This window comes from Natronobacterium texcoconense (assembly GCF_900104065.1).
Taxonomy (GTDB): Archaea; Halobacteriota; Halobacteria; order Halobacteriales; family Natrialbaceae; genus Natronobacterium; species Natronobacterium texcoconense.
The window spans coordinates 324653-343294 of sequence record NZ_FNLC01000002.1 but is presented as its reverse complement, the minus strand read 5'-3'; the positions used below and the strand labels follow the sequence as shown (position 1 = coordinate 343294).

The window sequence follows — 18642 nt, the reverse complement described above, 5'->3', positions numbered from 1 at the left end:
AGTTTCGAGAACAGTCGCCTCCACCTCGGAGAGCGAGCCAGCGATTTCGTCCTGGCTTATACTCGTTCGATAATCGTCGCGATTCCCTGCCCGAACCCGATACACATCGTCGAGAGACCGATCTCGCCGCCGGTGCGCTCGAGTTCGTGCGCCAGTTTGCCTACCAGCATTGTCCCTGTCGCGCCCAGCGGGTGACCGTGTGCGATCGCACCGCCGTTGACGTTCGTTCGCTCCCAGGGCGCGCCGGTCTCCTCGAGCCAGGCGGCGACGACGGAGGCGAAGGCCTCGTTGACCTCGAAGAGGTCGATATCGCTGACCGTGAGATCGCTCTTCTCGAGTACTTTCTCGGTTGCCGGAATCGGACCGGTGAGCATGGTGACGGGGTCGACGCCGACGACTGCGGTGTCGACGATCCGGGCCATCGGTTCCCAGCCGTGTTCGGCGGCGGCTTCTTCGCTTGCGATTAGCGCCGCCGCGGAGCCGTCGACGATTCCCGAGGAGTTACCGGGGTGGTGGACGCCGTCGCCTTCCTCGCGGAAGACCAGCGGGAGGTCGGAGAGCGTCTCGAGGTCGGTTCCGGGCCGCGGATGGCCGTCTTTCTCGACGGTAATCGTCTCACGGGTCGTTTCACTCCCCGTTCGACTGTCCGAGGCGCGTGGCGCCTCGCCTTTCTCGCCATCTAACTCGGTCTCGACGGGAACGATCTGGTCGTCGTACCGTCCCTCTTCCCAGGCCTCTGCCCACCGTTGCTGGGAGTCGACGGCGAGTTCGTCGACGTCCCGCCGGGAGAGGTCGTACTCGTCGGCGATTCGCTCGGCACCTTCGCCCTGACTCGTCAGCTCGTCGAAGTGTTCGAAGTAGGTGTCGGTGACAGTATCGTTTCCGTCGAGGCCGTCGGCACCGTCCGACCCCATTGGAACGCGGGTCATGTGTTCGACGCCGCCGGCGACGAGGACGTCGTGCTGGCCTGCCATGACGTTCGTCGCGGCGAAGTTGATCGCCTGCTGGCCGGAGCCGCACATCCGGTTGAGTTGAACGCCCGGCACGCTGTCACCCCAGCCAGCGACCATCGGCGCGATCCGGCCGATGTTCAGTCCCTGTTCGTCGATCGGCGTCACACAGCCGTAGATCACGTCCTCGACGATCGCGGGATCGAAGCCATTGCGCTGCTCGAGCGCCTCGAGCGGTTTCGCCGCGAGATCCTGCGGGTGGATGTCGCGAAACGAGCCGCCTCGGTCGCCGAAGGGCGTCCGAACGGCGTCGACGATGACTGCGTCTCTCATGGTCGATTCGTGTTTCCGGACCGATATAGACGTTCCGCACGGCGTCAATCCGGAACTGGCGGCCGAACTATTATCCAGCCGTCGTTCGAACGTCCGGTATGGCCGAACCCGATCCCGAGGAGATCCGGGAGAAACTCGTCGACGCGTTCAGCGAGGCGGACTATCCGATACACGGTGCGATGGCGCTGTTGCCGACGCTCCCGGACGGTCCAGCGACGACCTTCGAATCTGGTGAGTTCTCGATGACGATGATGGAGATCCAGCAGGCATCGGACGTGAACCCGCTGAACCACTTCCCGTACGAGAGTCCCGAAGAACTGGCGGACGATATCGTTCGAGGACTCCAGAGCGCGGGTGAACTTCCCGAGTAACACCTGCGAAACCACCGTCCAGTCCCGTGACAGTCACGAGCCCGCGAAAAATGATTCATCCGTCCGATCGTCGAACGGGACGGTATGGCAGACGCGGTCAGCGTCGACTTCTTAGACTGCGAGACGATTCGAATCGAAGGCACGCCCGCGGACGTAATCCTCTCCGCGTTCTGGTGGGACGAATCGCGGACCATCGGCACGATCTCGGAACCGATCGGCGGCGTCGACGGTCGGCGAGTGGTCTCCGCCTCCGAGGCGTTCGGCGAGTTCGCCTACGGCCCCATCGTCAGTGAGGTCGAAGGGTTCGAGGAAGGGACACCGAGGATTCCCGGCAACGGTGACTGGTCGGTCTCCAATCCCGACCTCGAGAACTGCGTAGCCGACGTTCGCGACCGCTACGACCTCCCGGAGCCGTTCCCGGAATAATCACTCGAGCGTCGTCGGCACGCGCTCCGCGAGTCGCCGTCATCGGCTCAGTATCAATCTCACGAAAGAAGATGTGATCGAGGTCGGTCTTGATTCCGGGGTCAATTGTCGGGACATTCGCCTCGACCACCTGCAAAACCTCCAATAATCCCACCATCTTCAGGATATCTCTGTCGACCAGCCGACCAGACATTAAATCACAATGTCTATCATAATGAATGTATCACCTTATTACTAGAATCGAGCTGAAGACGACTTTTAGACAGGACTGATCGACTATGCCCTCCACGTACGACTGTCCCCAATTACAGACTGTTAATCAAGCCCGTAATAGTTCGGAAAGTTTGACTCGTCGCCATGTTCTTACTGCCTTGGGAACTGCACTCACAGGAACGTTAGCTGGGTGTTCGGAACTCAGCAGTAAAGAGTACGAAAACCTCCAGGAACATCCAGTCTACATCGATCCAAACGTTGAGCTCTCAATCCCGGATACGATGCAGATTGTAGACGCGCCGAAGGACGCTAACCTCATCGTGATACCAGATACTCCCGACATCGCAGCACCTCAGGCAATCGAGTGGCTCAAACAGAAGCGGGTAATCGCGCTACTTGGCGGGGAAGCCTGGAGTACGTGGTTATCGTGGGTTGAAACTGATGCGTACGAAGAGACGTTTGAGCACCCGGATATGGTTGGGGAACGTCTCCCCGACTCACGGCTAGTGATCACTTGGCCTACTCCTGCGGCTGCTCTTACCGCCCAGTATCGCTTGGAGTCTGAACCGTCTGACAGCGACATTCTTACTGCTCTAGACAACACGATCGAGGATATACGACCTCGAACGACTGAGAGTACTGATCTTCGTCAATAAACTCGGCTATTCGAAGGTACAATCACTGGACACCGACTACCGGGCGCCGGGCGCGACTGGTTGCGCCGAGGACGACGATAGGTATCGCCTCGAAATCCCTCATCGACAGGTTGCGAACTAACGCTAACGGGAACCTGGGGAAGTACTGAGCCGTCGTGTTTTCAACTACTGATCCTACCAACGCGGGAAACCGTCTTTAGGGTCGTGGTCGAACCTCGACACGATGTACGACGCCATTCTGGTTCCGACCGACGGTCGAGAAAACACCGAGCGAGCGATCGAGGAAGCCGTCGGGCTCGCGGTCGCCCACGACGCGACCTTACACGCCCTGTACGTCATCAACTCCGCCGAAATCGCGCCCGGAATCGACTTCGACGATCTCGAGCCGATCGGTGAGGAAGCGGTCGCGTACGTCGCTGATCAGGCAAGGGAGGCGGGCGTCTCGGACGTGCAAGCGCAGGTACAGCACGGACTCCGCCACCGGGCGATCCTCGAGTACGCCGACGAGCAGAACGTCGACCTGATCGTCATGGGCCGGAATCGCGGCCTCGAGCGGTTCTTGAGCAAGAGCGTCTCGAACCAGGTCGCCGAATCAGCGTCGAAGCCCGTCCTCGTCGTCGAGTGACGATCGTGGTACTGTGTATCGATTCGAAACCGGTTCCGTCTGCCGCCTCGAGAAGGCCTTTTAATTGAAGGTGATAACGCCGATCCGATTCCCGTGGGACGGCGCTTTCCGAACCCGATCCGGCTCGCTATCCTCTGGATCGGGCTCGCGCTGGCGAAACTCGGCCTGATCGAAGCCGAGCGTGCGCGCCGTACCACGGACCTCGCCTGGCCGCGGATCGTCACGGGACTGGCCCGGATGTCGAAGAACGCGGTCGACGTCGCGATGGTCGGTATCGGCGTCGGATCGGCGGCCATCGCCGGCGTCGGATTCGCTTCTCCGTTCTGGGGGCTGGCCTTCGCGTTCGGCGGCGGCGTCGCGGGCGGCACGATCGCGCTTGTCTCACAGCGGTACGGTGCCGACGCGTTCGGTCAACTGGGACAGGCCGTCCGCTCGAGTGCCCTGCTGGTCGTGATCGTCACGCTGCCGATCACCGCCACGTTCTGGTACTTCCCGGCGGAACTAATCTCGCTGCTCAGCTCCGACCCCGAAGCGATCGAACTGGGTGCGGAGTACCTCAAGATCGTCGGGCTCGGGATTCCGTTCGCGGGGCTGAACCTGATCGGCAGTCGGACGTTCGTCGGGATGGACGACGCCTGGACGCCGATGGTCGTCCGGGCCGGCGGTGCAGTCGCCAACATCGTCATCAACGCCCTGTTGATCTTCGGACTCGGCATGGGCGTCGCCGGCGCAGCGATCGGGACGGTCCTCGCCAACGTCGTGGTGTCTGCGACGTTCGCAATCGGGTTGGTCGCGGGCCGATTACCGGGTGCCGGCCAGTTCCCCGTCAGCGTCGATCCCGTCGGGAGCTACCTCCACGCGTCGACGATCCGTGATCTGACGACGATCGGACTCCCCGTGCTCGGATCGAAACTGGTCTGGACCGTCGCGGAGTTCCCGCTGCTCGCCATCGTCGACGTCTTCGGGCAGGACACCGTCTCGGCCTACGTCATCGCCCGCCGGATCTGGGGGCTGATGAACACGCCCGGCTGGGGCTTCGGGCTCGCCGCCTCGAGTCTCGTCGGTCAGGAACTCGGCACTGGCGACGAACGACGTGCCGAGCGGTTCGGGATGGAAATCGTCCTGTTCGCCACCGCCGTCTACGCCGTCGGTGCCGTGATCGTCTTCGCGTTCGCGGAGCCGATCGTTCTCCTGTTTACCGACGATCCGGCCGAACTCGCGGTCGGGACGACGGTGGCGCTCGTCCAGGTCGCCTGTTTCGCCATCCTCCTGAAAGGCGTTGCGACGGGTGCCGACGGCGCGTTGAAGGCAAGCGGCGACACGCGATGGCCCTTCTACAGCCAACTGCTCGGGATGTTCGGACTCGCGATTCCGCTTACCTACCTGGGTGCTATCGGCTTCACGATCCCGTCGACGACCGTTCCCCTGCTGGGCGTGACCGTTCCCGGCGTCTCGATCGCACCGATCGGCCTGCTCGGACTCTACCTGGCCTTCCTCGCCGAGACAGCCGTTCCCGCGGTGATCAACTACTACCGGTTCTGGACCGGTCGCTGGAAGGCGATCAGTCGTGGTTACCGACCCGATGCAGTGGCGAGCGACGATTGATACTTAGTCGCGGTTCGATTCGAACCACTCGACTGCGAAGTCCACGAGCGGTCGCTGGGCGAGGAGTTTCGCCTCGCCGACGCCGACGGAGCCGGTGTCGACCGCTTCGGGACGTTCTCGCTCGAACGCAGCCCCACAATCCGGGAAGTCTTCGTCGTCGACCGCGAGGTCCTCCCACTCGAGCCACTCTCGGTCGCCGTCGACGAGCACCGCGCTGGCGTGGTCGGTCACCTCGAGATCGAGGTCGGCGCGATACTCGGCGAGGTGGAGGGAGGTGTTCGTCGCGTGGGTCGTCCCCAGGAACAGTACGTCGCCCGCGAGGTCGTAGACCCGGGCCAGCGGTGACTCCTCGCCGAGTGAGTAGTCGTAGGAGTGGTCCTCGGTGACGAACTCGGCGTCGGAACCCCACGCGGCAAACGAGTGCTGGGGGTGACGGCTCCGGCGGACGCCGGGATAGGAGCGAAAGCATTCGGCGATCGCTCCCATTCCATGAGTGGGCGTCACGGCTGGTCGGTACGGCGGCATCCGTTCGCGGATGGTGTCGTACCACGAGTCGGGAACGGGCGGCTTGCCCATATTCGTGGGATCCCTGTTTCCGGGCGAGTGCGTGGGCATCACGATCGTTCCGTCCTCGCCGATGACGCGCTGGAGAGCGTCGACGACCGCGGGAGCGCCGCCACAGACCCAGCCGAGCGAGGAGAGCGAGCCGTGGACGAGCACCGTCTCACCGCTCTCGAGGCCGAGCGCGCGGAGGTCACGCGTTATCGAATCGACCGTGATCGGTTCTGGGGATCGTTCGTCGGGAAGCGTTTCTTCCATTGACTTCTAAAAATCCGATCGGTGGGACCCTACACAAACGTTTTGCTATCAGGCTCTCAACGTCTCCTATGGTCTCTCGCGAAACGGTGATTCACGTCCGTGCCGTCCTCCTGGGATTTCTGGCCCTGGCCTTGCTCACGCCGTTCGATGCGGGTCCGGAAACCGGACCCGCATCGGTCGTGACGTTCCTGCTGTTCTACGGACTCGTTCTCGGTGGCTCTCACCTCTACCTCGCTCTCCGCGGCGAGGACGGTATGGTGCCAGTTGCGGCCCGATGGCGCTATCTGGCGGTACTCGCCGTTCTTCTTGCAGGTGGAACTGCAGTCTTCTATGGTGGGGAGAGAAGCGTTGGGACGATCGAACTCCGAACGATCGGCCTCGTCGTGATCGTCGTCACGTCGATCGCGTATCTCGTCACGGAGTCCGTCGCCGGCTATCGTGCATCTCGTTCGGAATGATCGCCCGGCTCGAGTCAGTTCCACGTTGACGACTGTCAGACGGTATTTTCCGACCCAGAAAACGCACTTGGACCACTAATATGGGGGCGATCGAAACCGGTGATGGGGCGGTCACAGGCCGGATCTTCCACGCCTGAGTGATCCCCCCGCTTCCCGACCGCCGGTCGAGCGACACTACCGGCGCGAGACCGCCACTTTGCCCCGTGGCATCGCGTCACGTCGCTCGACCGTTCGCCCCCATCTGTCCGATTTCCCCCTGCTGGTCCGCGTTGCTTCGGCCCTGTTGCGGTCGGTACGCATTTCGACTCCTGCAGTCAGTGCTGCCAAGCGTCGTCTGCACCCAGTACCGCCTGACGTTGCTCGTCAGTGCTGTCCGTACAGCGAGTACGTAATCGCGACGAGTCCGAAGAGACGGCTGACGTTCTCGACGAAAACGATCACGATCTGTTCCGTGTCGAGGAGCGTATTGATCGTTACGTTCACGAGAAACGGACAGAGCGTGAGAAAGAGCAGTCCAACGGCGAGATAGAACATCGACGGTGCGTCGTTGCGCCGGTAGCCGCGATAGGCCTGGTATGCGATGACCGTCCCGATCAGTGCGACGAGGAAGAGACTCACGATCGTCAGAAGTTCGAACGGCGACGCATCGCCGATCCTGACGACGTCGCTCATCGTATCCCCTCCCACATACGAGTGAACCTGTCCGCGACGTCTTCCTCCCGGTACGAGAGTTCGAGGTCGAACGTGCCATCCTCGAGCGTCAACTCGAGTCGCTCGAGGTTCGCGCTGTAGACGCTGTAGTGGTTTCCGTCGGGGGCGAGTTCCGTTTCTTCGGTGACGAGGCGACACTCCTCGAGACGATCGAGACGGCGATAGATCGTCGGCAGGGACGCGTCACACCGTTCGCTCAGGGTACTGGCAGACATGGGTTCGACGCTCGTATGGGTGAGGATCTCCCGGGCGTACTCGTCGTCGAGGACGGCAAGTACCGTCGACAGATCCGTCTCCTCACTCACTGGTACCCGATCGTTCCGGCATCAGTATCAAAAACGGTCCGGTTTTTCTGACCGAGAAAACGCTCGGTTCGGCCGGCAGTTCGTGCTGTATTTCGCACTTTTGGAGCCAAAGACGTATAGTTTCGAATCTCACACCCACTTTTTCAATATAGTGATACCAATCGAGACGACGATCGCGGCGATCGGCAACAGCGTCAACGGAAGGACGACGAACAGAAGCGGGTCAGCGACGCCGACGGCTGCGACGATCGACGGCCAAACGAGGAAAATAAGCCCGTCGCCGGCACTTCCCAGGACTTTCAGCGGGTTCGCGTTGCGGTACCTGAGCGCAACGACCGCGAGGTAGAGTCCGTACAGCGTGAACGAAACCAGGACGAGTGGATAGACGACCAGGAAGCCGAATCCGAGGCTACCGCTTCGGTGAGTTTCGACCACGTATCGATCGCCGTCGTCGTCGACGATCCCGTAGGTGTCGGCCGGCCATTCGTCGGCGTTCCCGGTGGCGTCTTCCGGGAACGCGGGTGCTTCGTCGTAGCCGTTACAGACGACCGCCAGTTCGTGACAGACGGTGATCTCCACTGCCGCCCACCCCGACCGGGCGTCTCCCGACGCTTTTGCGTCGGCGAACGCCTGCTGTGTCGACGGCGAGAGTTCGGTTATCGGCGTTGTATCGCTGGCCTCGAGGTCGGTCTGGACGACGGTCGAATCGAACGCGACCGTCGATTCGTGAGCGACCGCGTACCGCTGTGTGTTCGTCGGTTCGAGGTAGAGGCCGGGAACCGTGAAGAGACTCAGTGGCAGAAGAACGGCGACGAGGAGAGCAAAGAGAAGAAGGAGTCGCGAATTCATCGGAATACAATCATAATGCAGATATCAAAAGTCTTCTGGGGGTTCCGTGCTATCCAGCGGGGTTACCCATCCTCGAGTCGCTCGAGCCGGTCGAACGTCGAGTCGAGCAGTTTCTCCTCGGCAGTCGACGAGAACCGATGGCCCTCGTCGGGTATCGCCCGGAGGACGACGTCGGTCTCGAGACGTCGAGCGGCCTCGAAACTGTCGTCGACGGGAACCGACGCGTCCTCGCGTCCGTGAACGATCGTGGTCGGGACCGTCAGGGCGTCGACCACGTCGTCGAAGCTGTAGGCGTCGAAATCTTCGAAGAAGCGGTCGTCGACGTATCTCCCGTCGTCGAACCGGCACTCGCCCTCACGGTCGACGACCGCGCGGTAGTCGTCGAACGCTCGATTGTACGTCACCGGTGCTCTCGCGATGATCGCCTCGACTCGGTCGTCGTCGACGGCAGCGTGGAACGCGACCTTGCCACCGAAACTCGAGCCGAAGAGGACGACCGACGGTGGATCGAAGTAGTCGAGGACGGCCTCGAGGTCGGCGAGACGACTGCCGAGTGTCGCGTCGGCGAACGAGCCGTCGGCGTCGCCACAGCCGCGGAAGTCGAACCGGACGGCGTCGTATCCCTCGGCCGTGGCCCGCCGACACCGGCGTTCGTAGCTTCCCGACCTGTCGCTGAGAAAGCCGTGACAGCAGACGAACCAGGGATCGTGGCTACTCGAGGGGGCGTAGTGTCGAGTGGCGACGACCGATTCGTCGTCGATCACCGGAACGGAGTGGGTTTCGGCCATCGGCGTGTGGTAGGGACTCGAGTACGTTAGTCGTTCGTCGCGCTCGCGCGGCCAGTCACCCGTGGAATCGCCGGTAGGTGGCCCGTAACCCGACCGAAAACGGGAGGAACGTGTGAGAGAGCGAGTACGGCCTCATTTACTATCCTGTCGATCAGGATGAGTGTACGGACGAGATGACCGAACCGATTCAGAACTGTTTTCGCTCGATGGTGACGGTGTCGGTCGGCACGCCCGCCCCCGATCGGCCCCCGACGAGAGCGACGCGTCCGACCTCGAAACGCGACCGCGAGCGGCTGACTCACCGACGGCGAACTCCTGCAACCCCCGGAGGACGATCATGACCGAATTCGATCGCGCGCTCGAGGCAGACGCCCTCCCAGAAGACGCCGAGTTCGCGCTCTGCCTCACTCACGACGTCGACCGTCCGTACAAGGGGCTTCGTGGGCTGTACTATGCGACCCAGGAGCGTCCGGCCTACCACCTCCGGACAGTCCTCGGCGACGACAACCCCTACTGGCAGTTCGAGGAGATCATGGCCCTCGAGGACGACCTGGGCGTTCGATCGGCGTTTTACTTCCTGAACGAACAGCACCTGTTCAGGGACCGGCCGGTCCGGGACTGGCTCTCGCCGGCACACTGGGTTCAACACCTCGGGCGGTACGACCTCACCGAGGACGACCTCGTCGACGTCGTCGAACGGCTCGAGGGCGGCGGCTGGGAAATCGGTCTGCACGGCTCCTATCACACCCGCGACGACCGAACGCGGCTCCGCGAAGAGAAGGACGTACTCGAGCGCGTCGTCGGCGACTCGATTTCGGGCGGCCGACAGCACCACCTCCGGCTGTCGGTCCCCGAGACGTGGCGCCATTATCGGGAGATCGGCCTCGAGTACGACGCGAGTCTCGGTTCGACGACGGCGTGTGGGTTCTACCACGGCTACCGCCCACGACGGCCGTTCGGAGACGACTTCCTGGTCTTCCCGCTGACGATCATGGATCAGGCACTGCCGGATCCGGACGAGGAGTTCGAGGCCGCCAGAAGAGCCTGCGAGCGACTGCTGACTGAGGCCGCCGAGAACGACGCCGTGATGACGGCCCTGTGGCATCCACGCTTCTTCAGCGAGCGGGAGTTCCCCGGCTACCGACGACTCTACCGCTGGCTCGTCGAGCGAGCAGCGGAGATGGGGGCCTGGATCGGCTCACCGCAGGGATTCTGCGAGACGCTCGAGTCGGACGACCTGCAGTCCGCCGAAGTCGAAGACGCGGACGGGCGAACCCGAGAGACGACTCGAGAACGAACCGTTGACGACAGTGCCGAACCCGCGACGACCAGGCCACTACGGAGCGATCTGTCGGCCGCGAGGGGTGAATCATGACCGGGCGCAAGCGGGGACTGATGGTCGTCGCAGTCGTCGTGCTCGTCGTCCTCGGGAGCGTCGGCGGCATTGCCGGCGGCGCGGTCGCCCAGTCCGACGAGGACAATACGTCGGTCCACTCCTACGTGGTCGAGCAGGGCGACGCCTGCCAGCAGATCGAACCGCTGTCGACGTCCGAGTCCGTCGACTCGTTCTACGACTACCGAAACCACGAGACCCATCCCGAGGGAGTCGATCGGATGTACAGCTCTTACGGAACCGACCACCTCCAGGAGAACAACGCGAGTCTTCTCTTCCTCCACGAGGGGACGGACGGCGTTAGCCTCGTGATGGTCCACGACCGGGTCGACGGGAACACGACCGGCGGCGTCGCGACCTTCGATGTCGTCGGACTCCCCCACGAGGCCGACTGGGAGGTCAAGAACGACGACTACGACGGGCCGACAAACATGGACGAGTTCGACCGCGGCGACGGCTGGGCCAGCGCCGACTGGATCTGGATCGAGAGTCGCACTGGCGGCGGCGCGATCCAGGGCGGCCTCAACGATCCGTTCGCGGTTACCGTCCACCCGGCGTTCAACGAGGACGCCGAGTACTACGAGAACGACGACCTCTACGACCCCGACTGGTACGACGGCGGCGAGATCGAGGAGTGGCACGTCCTCTCGGGTGACGCGAACAACCCCGACCGCTCGGAACTCACCTCGCTCTCCGAACCGGTGACGATCCGGACCGGCACCTGCGACGATCCCTCGGTGACCTACGACCGAACCGGCGACGGCATCACCGCTACCGTCGACGACGCTTCGGCGGACGACGTCGTTCGCCTCCAGCCGACGAACGGAAGCGACGATGGCGTCCAGTTCGAGCGGGTCGACGTGACCGACCTCGAGGGCTCCGGGACGTTCGCCTTCGAGAGCAGCCAGCCCGAGGGACTCCCGGCCTCCCCCAGCGATAGCGAATCGATCGGTTCGCTCGCGAGCTCCGGTCCGGAGGACGTCACGGCGACGGTCACGTTCAGCGTCGACGCCGCCACGCTCGACGAACACGACCTCGAGCCCGACCACGTCGCACTCTACGAGAACGACGGCGGCGAGTGGAACGAATCCGAGACGGCCCTGACCGACGAGACGGGTGCAGCCTACCACTTCACCGCGGAGGTGTCTTCGCTCGAGGGGCTGACCGTCGCGGAAACCCAGGAGCCCCGATCCACGGCCGAGGGCTATGCCTCGTCGGTTCCCGGGTTCGAACTCGGCGTCGCTGCGGGCGTTCTCTTGCTTCTGACCGCTGCGTGGGCGGCGAGAGCGCGCTCGCAGTCTACGTAGCCCGGATCGTTCGTTCTACAGAAGAACAAGGCGAGTGCCTCGGGGCTTGACCCCGAGGGTGAAGCCGACACTCAAACGTGTCTGTTCGTTCGATATAGCGTTCAATAGTCTTGCTTGAAACCTGTCCTGCCGTTCCAATGTAGTATGACTGTTCCCAGAACCCACCACCCCACAGATACTCCTCCAAGTACGGTTCGTGTTGTTTCCACATCTTTCGTGCCGTGATACTCTTGATCGCCCGTACTATGTCGCTCGGTGCGTGTTTCGGGTGAGCGGAGAGGAACAGGTGTACGTGGTCGGGTGAGATATGTAACGACAGTATCTCGTAACCGTACTCGTCGCACACGTCGCGGAAACTCGCTTCCAGCGAGTCCTCGATTGGTTCGAGAATCGCGTGGCGATACTTCGGACACCACACGAAATGGTAGTTGACGTTGTACACCGTGTGATTCGACCGCTTCTCGCCCATATCGAACCCACTCCACCGACACAGTTAAGTATATCCAAAGGATATACGTAGGTATGGCGAATCGATTTCAAATCGACGGTGAGGAAGTTCTCGATGGTGAGGTCAAACCGTTCGGGAACAGTGCCCACGTCACCGTTCCCAAACGCTGGCGTGGGGCTGACGTGAAAGTCGTCCGCACCTCAGAACCCACTGAAAAAGACGACGAATGACCGACTCACAGCCCCTCGTCAAGACGCTGGACTTCCAACTCGACACCCACAGTGACAACGAGGGTCTGTTGTACGACGCCACGCTTGAAGCCCGGTCGGTGTACAACGAGACGATCCGACTGGCAAAAGAAGGCGTAGACTGGAATGCGATCCCTGACCGAGTGGCCGACGACGCCGATCTCGTGAAGAACACGACTCAGCGAGTCGTCGCCAAAGCACTCGGCGCGATGGAGAACTACCACGAGTACGACGACTTCGGACTTCCGAGTCACACGAAGGACGGCACGTACCCACTTCGTGCGAACTACGAGGAGGGGTACAACCTGTCACTCACTGACGACGGCGACGTGGCGTTTCGCATTAGCGCGAAGCCGTACAAGCACGTCAAGGGCGTTCTCCAAGGGAGTGACACCCACCTCGACATTCTCAAGATTGCACTCGAAAGTGACGAGTGGAACATCGGGACGGCAGAAGCCCTGTTCCATAACGACACCGCCGAGCTGCACATCAACGTCACCAACACCGAAAAGACAGTTCGAGACAAGCAGGACTCACGGACAGTCGTCGGTGTGGACGTGAACGAGGACAACGTGGCTGTTACCGCTCTCTCCGAAGATGGAGTTGAGGACACGCTGGTCATCGACTTCCCCGAAATCAAATTTGAGCGCCACCGCTATTTCACAATGCGAAAGCGTGTCCAGAACACGGGGAAGGACAGCATTCACGACACGCTCGAAGGACGGGAGGAACGGTTCGTCTGTGATCGGCTCCACAAGGTGTCACGGCATATCGTGGAGTGGAGCCGTCAGTTCGAGAAACCGTGCATCGTCTTTGAAGACCTCAAAGAGATGCGCGACAGTATCGACTACGGCACACGGATGAACCGCCGCTTGCACCACCTGCCGTTCCGTGCGCTCCAATACTACACGTCGTACAAGGCCTCGTTCGAGGGCATCCCGACTGGTTGGATTAATCCTGAATATACCAGCCAACGGTGTCCGATGTGTGGACATACAGAGCGTGCAAACCGCAACAAGAAGCGGTTTAAGTGCCGAGACTGTGGGCATCAAGACCACAGTGACCGTGGTGCAAGCGTCAACATCGCTGTGAAAGGCATCGAGAAACACCAAGATTGGAATGTGCCTGCTCTCAACAGCCTTCCCGTTGTTCGGAAGGTGCGACGGCAGGCATCGGGGGCCGTGGACGCCCCGACCGTGACCCACCCGACTACCCGAGGTTATCAAGCCGATGGTCGGATGGGAGTGTCTGATTAATCCATGGGAAGCCTCGGGGCTTGACCCCGAGGCGGTTCACCCGACGTACCTGACGAGCGTTAAGGAGCTCTCGCCGGCGGTGGCGAGTGTCCTGTTCGGACTGTTCTTCGCCGTCGGCGTCGTCGTCAAACCGGTCGCTGGAGCCGCATACGACCGAATCGGGATGCGCGGCTCGCTGGTGAGTATCCTGATCCCGCCGGTCGTCGGATTCGGCCTGCTTCCGATGGTCGAGAATCTCTGGGCCCTCGTCGGTGTTACCGCTCTCATCAGCACGATGCTCGGCTCGGGTGCAATCACGCAGTCGTACCTGGCTGACTCGTTCTCGGCGGAGATGCAGGGAACAGGCCTGGGCGTCATTCGAACGGCGACAGCGACGCTCGGTGCCGGCGGACCGGTGATATTCGGCGTGGTCGCCGAGTACGGTTTCTTCGATCAGGGGTATTTCGCTCTGGCCGCGATCATGGCCGTCGCAATACTGTTGACGCTACGGATGCCTCGAACCTGAACTCGGATTGCCGCGTCAGTCGCCACCCACGCCGACCGACTGGACTGGGTCGCGTTCTGGTCGTCGTCCGAACTGGCGTACCGATTCCAGTTCTTCGACCGCTCCGCGAACCGTCGCCACGTCGACGATGATCTCCGTGAGGTTCGCCTTGTCCGCGAGGAACTCGTCGCGACGCCGCTGCCAGGTCTCGTCGACGGTCTCGTCCTCGAGCAGGTCGTCGACGCGCTCTACGATCCCCTCCGCGTTGGCGACGTTGTGGATCAATCCCTGGTTCTCGAGTGCGACGAAGTTCCCCATGTCGTCGTCGCCGACGAAAGAGTTCGAGCGGATCGCGGGGGTTCCGAGCAGGGCAGCCTCCGTGACCATCGTCTGCGTGTCGGCCACGAGCAGACTCGCCTCGGCGAGCGCGTCGTGCATCAGCGCCGGATGGAGATCGAACCGGCGTGCTGGAAGATCCTCGAGGTCGGCCTCGCCGCTCTCGTCGGAGATCAACACTGTGACGTCCTCGGCGAGTCGTTCGACGATTCGGCGGCGATCCGGGCCAGTCAGCCCGCGTTTGCCGACGTCGTGCTGGGAGCCGAAGGCGTTGAGCCGGAGGATGGCGTAGGGCTCGTCGGTCTCGAGGCCGAGCTGGTCGCGGATCTCGGGATTTGGCTCGTACGTCTCGGGGTAGAGGTACGCACACTCCTTGAATCCGGGGAAGACGTAGTGATGTTCGCCGAGGTCTTTCCGGAATGTGTTGGGGGTGAGGACGGCCCTGGCAAAGGGCGTCGAGATGGTGTGATCGAACGAGGCTGGCTCGGAATCGATCAACAACACCGTCGGCGTCCGGACGACGGCACCGGTGTGAGCCGCGTAGCCACCCATCCCGAAGATCAGATCGGGATCGTAGCGCCGGGCGAGCCGGATCGCTCGCGCGTAGTGGGCCGGCAGCCGACTCAGCAGCGACCCCTTGGAGGTGTCACACGAGCCGTAGACCTCGAAGGGGAGGTCGTACCACTCGAGCAGGTCGACCGTACAGGTGTAGTCCCGGGCCAGGACGAGGACCTCGTCCCCGCGATCCGCGAGTCGCCCGATCGCGTGTTTGTACAGATGGACGTGGGCCGGCGTGTTCGTGAAGAACAGGTATCTCATGCTGACGGTATCGTCTCCTGATCGAACGGTGAGCCGTCGAGGGGGTTTGTTATCAGGCTCGTACCGATCGTAACGGCCGGCGGACGCGAGGCAAGTCCCTTCCTGCGATTCGACGGCGACCGGCTCGGTCGACGGTAGCGAGTGTATAATAATAGGAATACGTTGCCAGGTGTCCGTAGATGCAGTCACAGGGACTTCTCGAGTCAGACGACGACGTGCAGCCGGTCTCCAGTGCGCCCGAGCACGACGCGTATCTCCCCGTGCTCGACGCGACGCTCGCCTACGCTCGCCGCCGGGATTACGTCGGCCCGGACTACGGCGACGGGTTGAGTAGCCAGTTGCTGCAGGCGCTGCCGGTCGAGAACAGGCTTCTCAATCTGGCCGTTCAGGAGACGGTCAAGCGAGCCCCGATCGACGTCAGACCGCTCTTCCGGGTCGAAGAGCGGCGAAATTACAAGGGGACCGCACTGTTTACGATGGCGAACCTGAACTACTACGACCTGGTCGCGGATCGGACCGACACGGCCCCCTCTCTCGCCGCGTTCGACCCGCTGCTCGAGGCCGACCGGCTCGCCGACTGGCTGGTCGAAGAACGGCTCACGGACTACAGCGGCTTCTGTGGCGGCCACCGCCATCCGATCCAGCACCTCCACACGAAGGGCGTCCCGAGCGATCCGGACATCGTCTCGACGTCGTTCGCGGTCAAAGCGTTGCTTCGGACCGCCAAATTCGCCGAACGCGAAGACGTCGACCTCGACGCGGAGACCCGCGAAAAGTACGCCTCCTACGCCGACCTCGCACGAACGGCGACCGACTTCCTCGTCGAGGACCTGAACTACCGCGAGGTCGAGGAGGGCGCGAAGATCGACTACCACCTGAACCACCCCGACGACTCCTACACGATCAACGCGGCGGCGCTCGGCGCGGCGATGCTCGTCGATCTCTACGACTACTTCGGCGACGACGAACTCCGCGAGCGAGCGACGAAGATCCTCGATCACGTTGCGGCCTGCCAGACCGACCGCGGCGGCTGGCCGTATCGCCTCCCGGCCGACGCCTCCCACCTCTCGATGGACAACCACCACAACGGGTTCGTCGTCGAGGCGTTCCAGCGGTACCGCGACGTCGTCGACCCCGACCGCTACGACGAGACCTTAGAGGACGGCCTCGAGTTCTACCGAACCGAGCTCTTCCAGCTCGACGGCGCGCCGAACTTCGACGAGGAAAACGCCTATCCCCGGGACATTCACGCGAGCACGCAGGGAATCCTGGTCTTCACCCGCGAGGGCGACCTCGAGTTCGCCGAGCGGATCCTCCGGTGGACGCTGGCGAACATGCAGGTCGACGGCGAGCAGGGACGGTTCTACTACCGGACGTACCGCCACCACACGAAACGCGTCACCCTGATGCGGTGGTGCCAGGCGTGGATGTCGTACGCGACCTCGGAGTTCCTGCGTTCGTGTAGCGAACGAGAACGGGAGCGCGAATCGGCGTCCGAGGAATCACAGGAACGCGATCGGCGACAGCGAGAACTCTCGACCGAGGTATGAGCCGAACCGCTACCGAGAGCGGAGCGTCGGATTCGAGGCCGGGAGAAAGTGACTCCACAGACGGCGAGACAGCGAGCCGAGACCCCTTCGAGTCCGAACGCTCGAGTCCGGTCGACATCGACCCAGTTCCCGAGGAGCTGCGAGTACTCGTCGTCTCCGGGCTCGCACACAAGAACGAGCGCCACTACGGACCGCTCGCTGCCGTTGCGGAGAAGACGACGCTCGTCTGTCTCGAGCCCCGGTACGACGTCGACGACGCGGACTATCTCGAGGTGCCCGACGTTGGCCCTCGGCCGCTGCGGATCGTCGTCCTCTTCTTCCTCGCGCTACTCGAGGGGTACAGGAACGACTACGACGCGGTCGCCTCCATCTCGCTGCTGCCCTACGGACTCTACGCCCTCGCGTTGAAGGCTATCTACGGCTACCCTGCGTCACTCGGAATCATCGGAATCGACCTCGATCATCACGCCAGACAGTGGTACGGCGCGGCTCCACGGTGGGCGTTCAGGCGATTCGACGCGGTTTCGGTGCCTGGGCCCTCCCACGTCGACGACCTCGAGGCGTGTGGCGTGTCCCGTAACCGGATCGAAATCCTGGCGAACGCAATCGAGGTCGAACGGTATCGGCCGGACACACTCGAGTGTGACGAGCAAACGGACGCCGACCGCGAGTACGACTTCGTCTGGGTCGGCCGGTTCAGCGAGGAGAAAGATCCCGTACGGTTCGCCGACGCGCTGATCGCGCTCGAGAACCGTGACGAGAGCCGCGAGTTTCGGGCAGTCATGGTCGGCGATGGTCCCCTCCGGGAAGAGGTCGAAGCGAAACTCGAGGCCCACGGCCTCCGCGACCGGGTCGACCTCCCGGGCTGGGTCGACGACCCGCTCGAGTACTACCGGCGGTCGGCGACGGTCGTGCTCACCTCGAGACGGGACGCCCTGCCACTGGTGATGCTTGAGGCGATGGCGATCGGACTGCCACCGATCGTGCCGCCGGTCGGCTCGATTCCCGACGTCGTCACGGACGGTGAAAACGGGATCGTCGTTCCAGGCCGCGATCCCGACGGCTTCGCTACAGCGATGGCTCGCTGTCTGGACGACTCCGACCGGCGACGAACGCTCGGCGCGAACGCGACGGAAATTCGGTCGGCGTTCTCCTACGAGCAGGCCGAACGGGACTGGAGACGGATTCTGACGACGGCCGTCGCTGGGGACTCGAGGCAGTGATTCGTCTTCTGTTCTATAGTAGCCACTGAAAGTCAGTACGCACCCGATCGCACGACAGCGGTGCGATCGGTGTGCAAACAGTTTCAGTTGTTACTATAGGCTGGATACAGGAATCCGAGCCCAATACTCAGGAGGCCGAGCAACGCGACTGCCACGCCGGTCGACGTTGCGTCGAGCCTGTACAGACGGAAGGCGAAGTAAAGCGCGAGCGGTCCGAACACGGCCGTTTGGAAGTACACTGCCGCTACTGCACAGACGATCCCGAGCACGATGTACACTCGTTCACTGGGGCCTGCCGGGGCCGCCACCCGTTCGTTTTCCATCGGTGACAGTTTCGGCAGTCGATTTGATAAGCCGCTCGGTCGACGACGCGGGACGTATCGACTCCGTCCAACAGTCGATCGAACCGAAGGTCACGGATTATCGCCAGTAGCGACGCGATAACAAAACGAACACTCACTGTACGACG

The 18642-nt window shown here is 62.5% G+C and carries 20 protein-coding genes and 2 pseudogenes; 13 read left to right on the top strand and 9 right to left on the bottom strand.

The features are described 5' to 3' along the window. Positions 1-56: 56 nt before the first annotated feature. A complete protein-coding gene (locus BLR35_RS09080) occupies positions 57-1283 on the bottom strand; it encodes a thiolase family protein (RefSeq protein ID WP_090380714.1) in 1227 nt (408 codons plus the stop codon). Between the two features lie 98 nt (positions 1284-1381). Here BLR35_RS09080 and BLR35_RS09075 point away from each other — a divergent pair, with 98 nt between their 5' ends. From BLR35_RS09075 to BLR35_RS09055, 5 genes are all read left to right on the top strand, one after another. Further along, on the top strand, positions 1382-1654 hold the full coding sequence (locus BLR35_RS09075) for an MTH865 family protein (RefSeq protein WP_090380710.1): 273 nt from the start codon (positions 1382-1384) through the stop codon (positions 1652-1654). Positions 1655-1738: 84 nt separating this feature from the next. Beyond that, positions 1739-2080: a hypothetical protein gene (locus BLR35_RS09070; RefSeq protein ID WP_090380707.1), complete on the top strand. Its 342-nt coding sequence runs from the start codon at positions 1739-1741 to the stop codon at positions 2078-2080. A 371-nt stretch (positions 2081-2451) separates the two neighbouring features. Continuing rightward, positions 2452-2949, top strand: a complete 498-nt coding sequence (locus tag BLR35_RS09065; protein ID WP_244510213.1) for a hypothetical protein — start codon at positions 2452-2454, stop codon at positions 2947-2949. 223 nt (positions 2950-3172) lie between these two features. After that, positions 3173-3574: a universal stress protein gene (locus BLR35_RS09060; RefSeq protein ID WP_090380701.1), complete on the top strand. Its 402-nt coding sequence runs from the start codon at positions 3173-3175 to the stop codon at positions 3572-3574. Between the two features lie 93 nt (positions 3575-3667). After that, positions 3668-5179: an MATE family efflux transporter gene (locus BLR35_RS09055; RefSeq protein WP_090380699.1), complete on the top strand. Its 1512-nt coding sequence runs from the start codon at positions 3668-3670 to the stop codon at positions 5177-5179. A 3-nt stretch (positions 5180-5182) separates the two neighbouring features. Here the strand turns inward: BLR35_RS09055 and BLR35_RS09050 are convergent, their stop codons facing one another. Further along, positions 5183-5998 (bottom strand): AAC(3) family N-acetyltransferase, encoded by an 816-nt coding sequence (locus tag BLR35_RS09050; protein ID WP_090380696.1) that lies wholly within the window; start codon positions 5996-5998, stop codon positions 5183-5185. Positions 5999-6066: 68 nt separating this feature from the next. Here BLR35_RS09050 and BLR35_RS09045 point away from each other — a divergent pair, with 68 nt between their 5' ends. Beyond that, a complete protein-coding gene (locus BLR35_RS09045; RefSeq protein WP_090380694.1) occupies positions 6067-6456 on the top strand; it encodes a hypothetical protein in 390 nt (129 codons plus the stop codon). A 363-nt stretch (positions 6457-6819) separates the two neighbouring features. Here BLR35_RS09045 and BLR35_RS09040 read toward each other — a convergent pair whose 3' ends face one another. The 4 genes from BLR35_RS09040 to BLR35_RS09025 all read right to left on the bottom strand — a co-directional run bounded on the left by BLR35_RS09040 (position 6820) and on the right by BLR35_RS09025 (position 9109). Next, positions 6820-7128 carry a DUF7521 family protein gene (locus BLR35_RS09040; protein ID WP_090380691.1) on the bottom strand — a complete coding sequence of 103 codons (309 nt, stop codon included), beginning with the start codon at positions 7126-7128 and terminating at the stop codon, positions 6820-6822. Further along, positions 7125-7472: an ArsR/SmtB family transcription factor gene (locus tag BLR35_RS09035; RefSeq protein WP_090380688.1), complete on the bottom strand. Its 348-nt coding sequence runs from the start codon at positions 7470-7472 to the stop codon at positions 7125-7127. Before BLR35_RS09035 ends, BLR35_RS09040 begins: the two co-directional genes overlap by 4 nt. A gap of 129 nt (positions 7473-7601) precedes the next feature. Next, the gene (locus BLR35_RS09030) at positions 7602-8321 is read right to left on the bottom strand and encodes a hypothetical protein (protein WP_090380685.1); all 720 of its coding nucleotides are present in this window, start codon (positions 8319-8321) and stop codon (positions 7602-7604) included. 62 nt (positions 8322-8383) lie between these two features. Then, positions 8384-9109 carry an alpha/beta hydrolase family protein gene (locus BLR35_RS09025; RefSeq protein WP_090380682.1) on the bottom strand — a complete coding sequence of 242 codons (726 nt, stop codon included), beginning with the start codon at positions 9107-9109 and terminating at the stop codon, positions 8384-8386. Positions 9110-9446: 337 nt separating this feature from the next. On the opposite strand from BLR35_RS09025, the gene BLR35_RS09020 reads away from it, so the two are divergent. Together BLR35_RS09020 and BLR35_RS09015 are read left to right on the top strand one after the other, a co-directional pair. Beyond that, a complete protein-coding gene (locus tag BLR35_RS09020; RefSeq protein WP_090382884.1) occupies positions 9447-10484 on the top strand; it encodes a polysaccharide deacetylase family protein in 1038 nt (345 codons plus the stop codon). Next, positions 10481-11809, top strand: a complete 1329-nt coding sequence (locus BLR35_RS09015; RefSeq protein ID WP_090380679.1) for a hypothetical protein — start codon at positions 10481-10483, stop codon at positions 11807-11809. The genes BLR35_RS09020 and BLR35_RS09015 overlap by 4 nt, the downstream gene beginning before the upstream one ends. Positions 11810-11888: 79 nt before the next feature. Here the strand turns inward: BLR35_RS09015 and tnpA are convergent. Then, positions 11889-12278, bottom strand: a pseudogene (gene tnpA, locus BLR35_RS09010) (IS200/IS605 family transposase); the annotation flags it as partial. 53 nt (positions 12279-12331) lie between these two features. Between tnpA and BLR35_RS09005 the strand changes: the two are divergent. The 3 genes and pseudogenes from BLR35_RS09005 to BLR35_RS08995 form a co-directional block, all read left to right on the top strand. Beyond that, positions 12332-12487 (top strand): DUF2080 family transposase-associated protein, encoded by a 156-nt coding sequence (locus BLR35_RS09005; protein WP_090380676.1) that lies wholly within the window; start codon positions 12332-12334, stop codon positions 12485-12487. Beyond that, positions 12484-13761, top strand: a complete 1278-nt coding sequence (locus tag BLR35_RS09000; RefSeq protein ID WP_090380673.1) for an RNA-guided endonuclease InsQ/TnpB family protein — start codon at positions 12484-12486, stop codon at positions 13759-13761. The genes BLR35_RS09005 and BLR35_RS09000 overlap by 4 nt, the downstream gene beginning before the upstream one ends. 31 nt (positions 13762-13792) lie before the next feature. Then, positions 13793-14266 (top strand): annotated as a pseudogene (locus BLR35_RS08995) (MFS transporter); the annotation flags it as partial. A gap of 15 nt (positions 14267-14281) precedes the next feature. Here the strand turns inward: BLR35_RS08995 and BLR35_RS08990 are convergent. Further along, positions 14282-15400, bottom strand: a complete 1119-nt coding sequence (locus BLR35_RS08990; protein ID WP_090380669.1) for a DUF354 domain-containing protein — start codon at positions 15398-15400, stop codon at positions 14282-14284. Positions 15401-15579: 179 nt separating this feature from the next. Here BLR35_RS08990 and BLR35_RS08985 point away from each other — a divergent pair, with 179 nt between their 5' ends. Together BLR35_RS08985 and BLR35_RS08980 are read left to right on the top strand one after the other, a co-directional pair. Next, positions 15580-16950, top strand: a complete 1371-nt coding sequence (locus tag BLR35_RS08985) for a prenyltransferase/squalene oxidase repeat-containing protein (RefSeq protein WP_090380666.1) — start codon at positions 15580-15582, stop codon at positions 16948-16950. Beyond that, the gene (locus tag BLR35_RS08980; protein ID WP_090380662.1) at positions 16947-18173 is read left to right on the top strand and encodes a glycosyltransferase family 4 protein; all 1227 of its coding nucleotides are present in this window, start codon (positions 16947-16949) and stop codon (positions 18171-18173) included. Before BLR35_RS08985 ends, BLR35_RS08980 begins: the two co-directional genes overlap by 4 nt. 83 nt (positions 18174-18256) lie before the next feature. On the opposite strand, the gene BLR35_RS08975 is transcribed toward BLR35_RS08980, so the two are convergent. Continuing rightward, a complete protein-coding gene (locus BLR35_RS08975) occupies positions 18257-18496 on the bottom strand; it encodes a hypothetical protein (RefSeq protein ID WP_090380660.1) in 240 nt (79 codons plus the stop codon). Between the last annotated feature and the right edge of the window lie 146 nt (positions 18497-18642).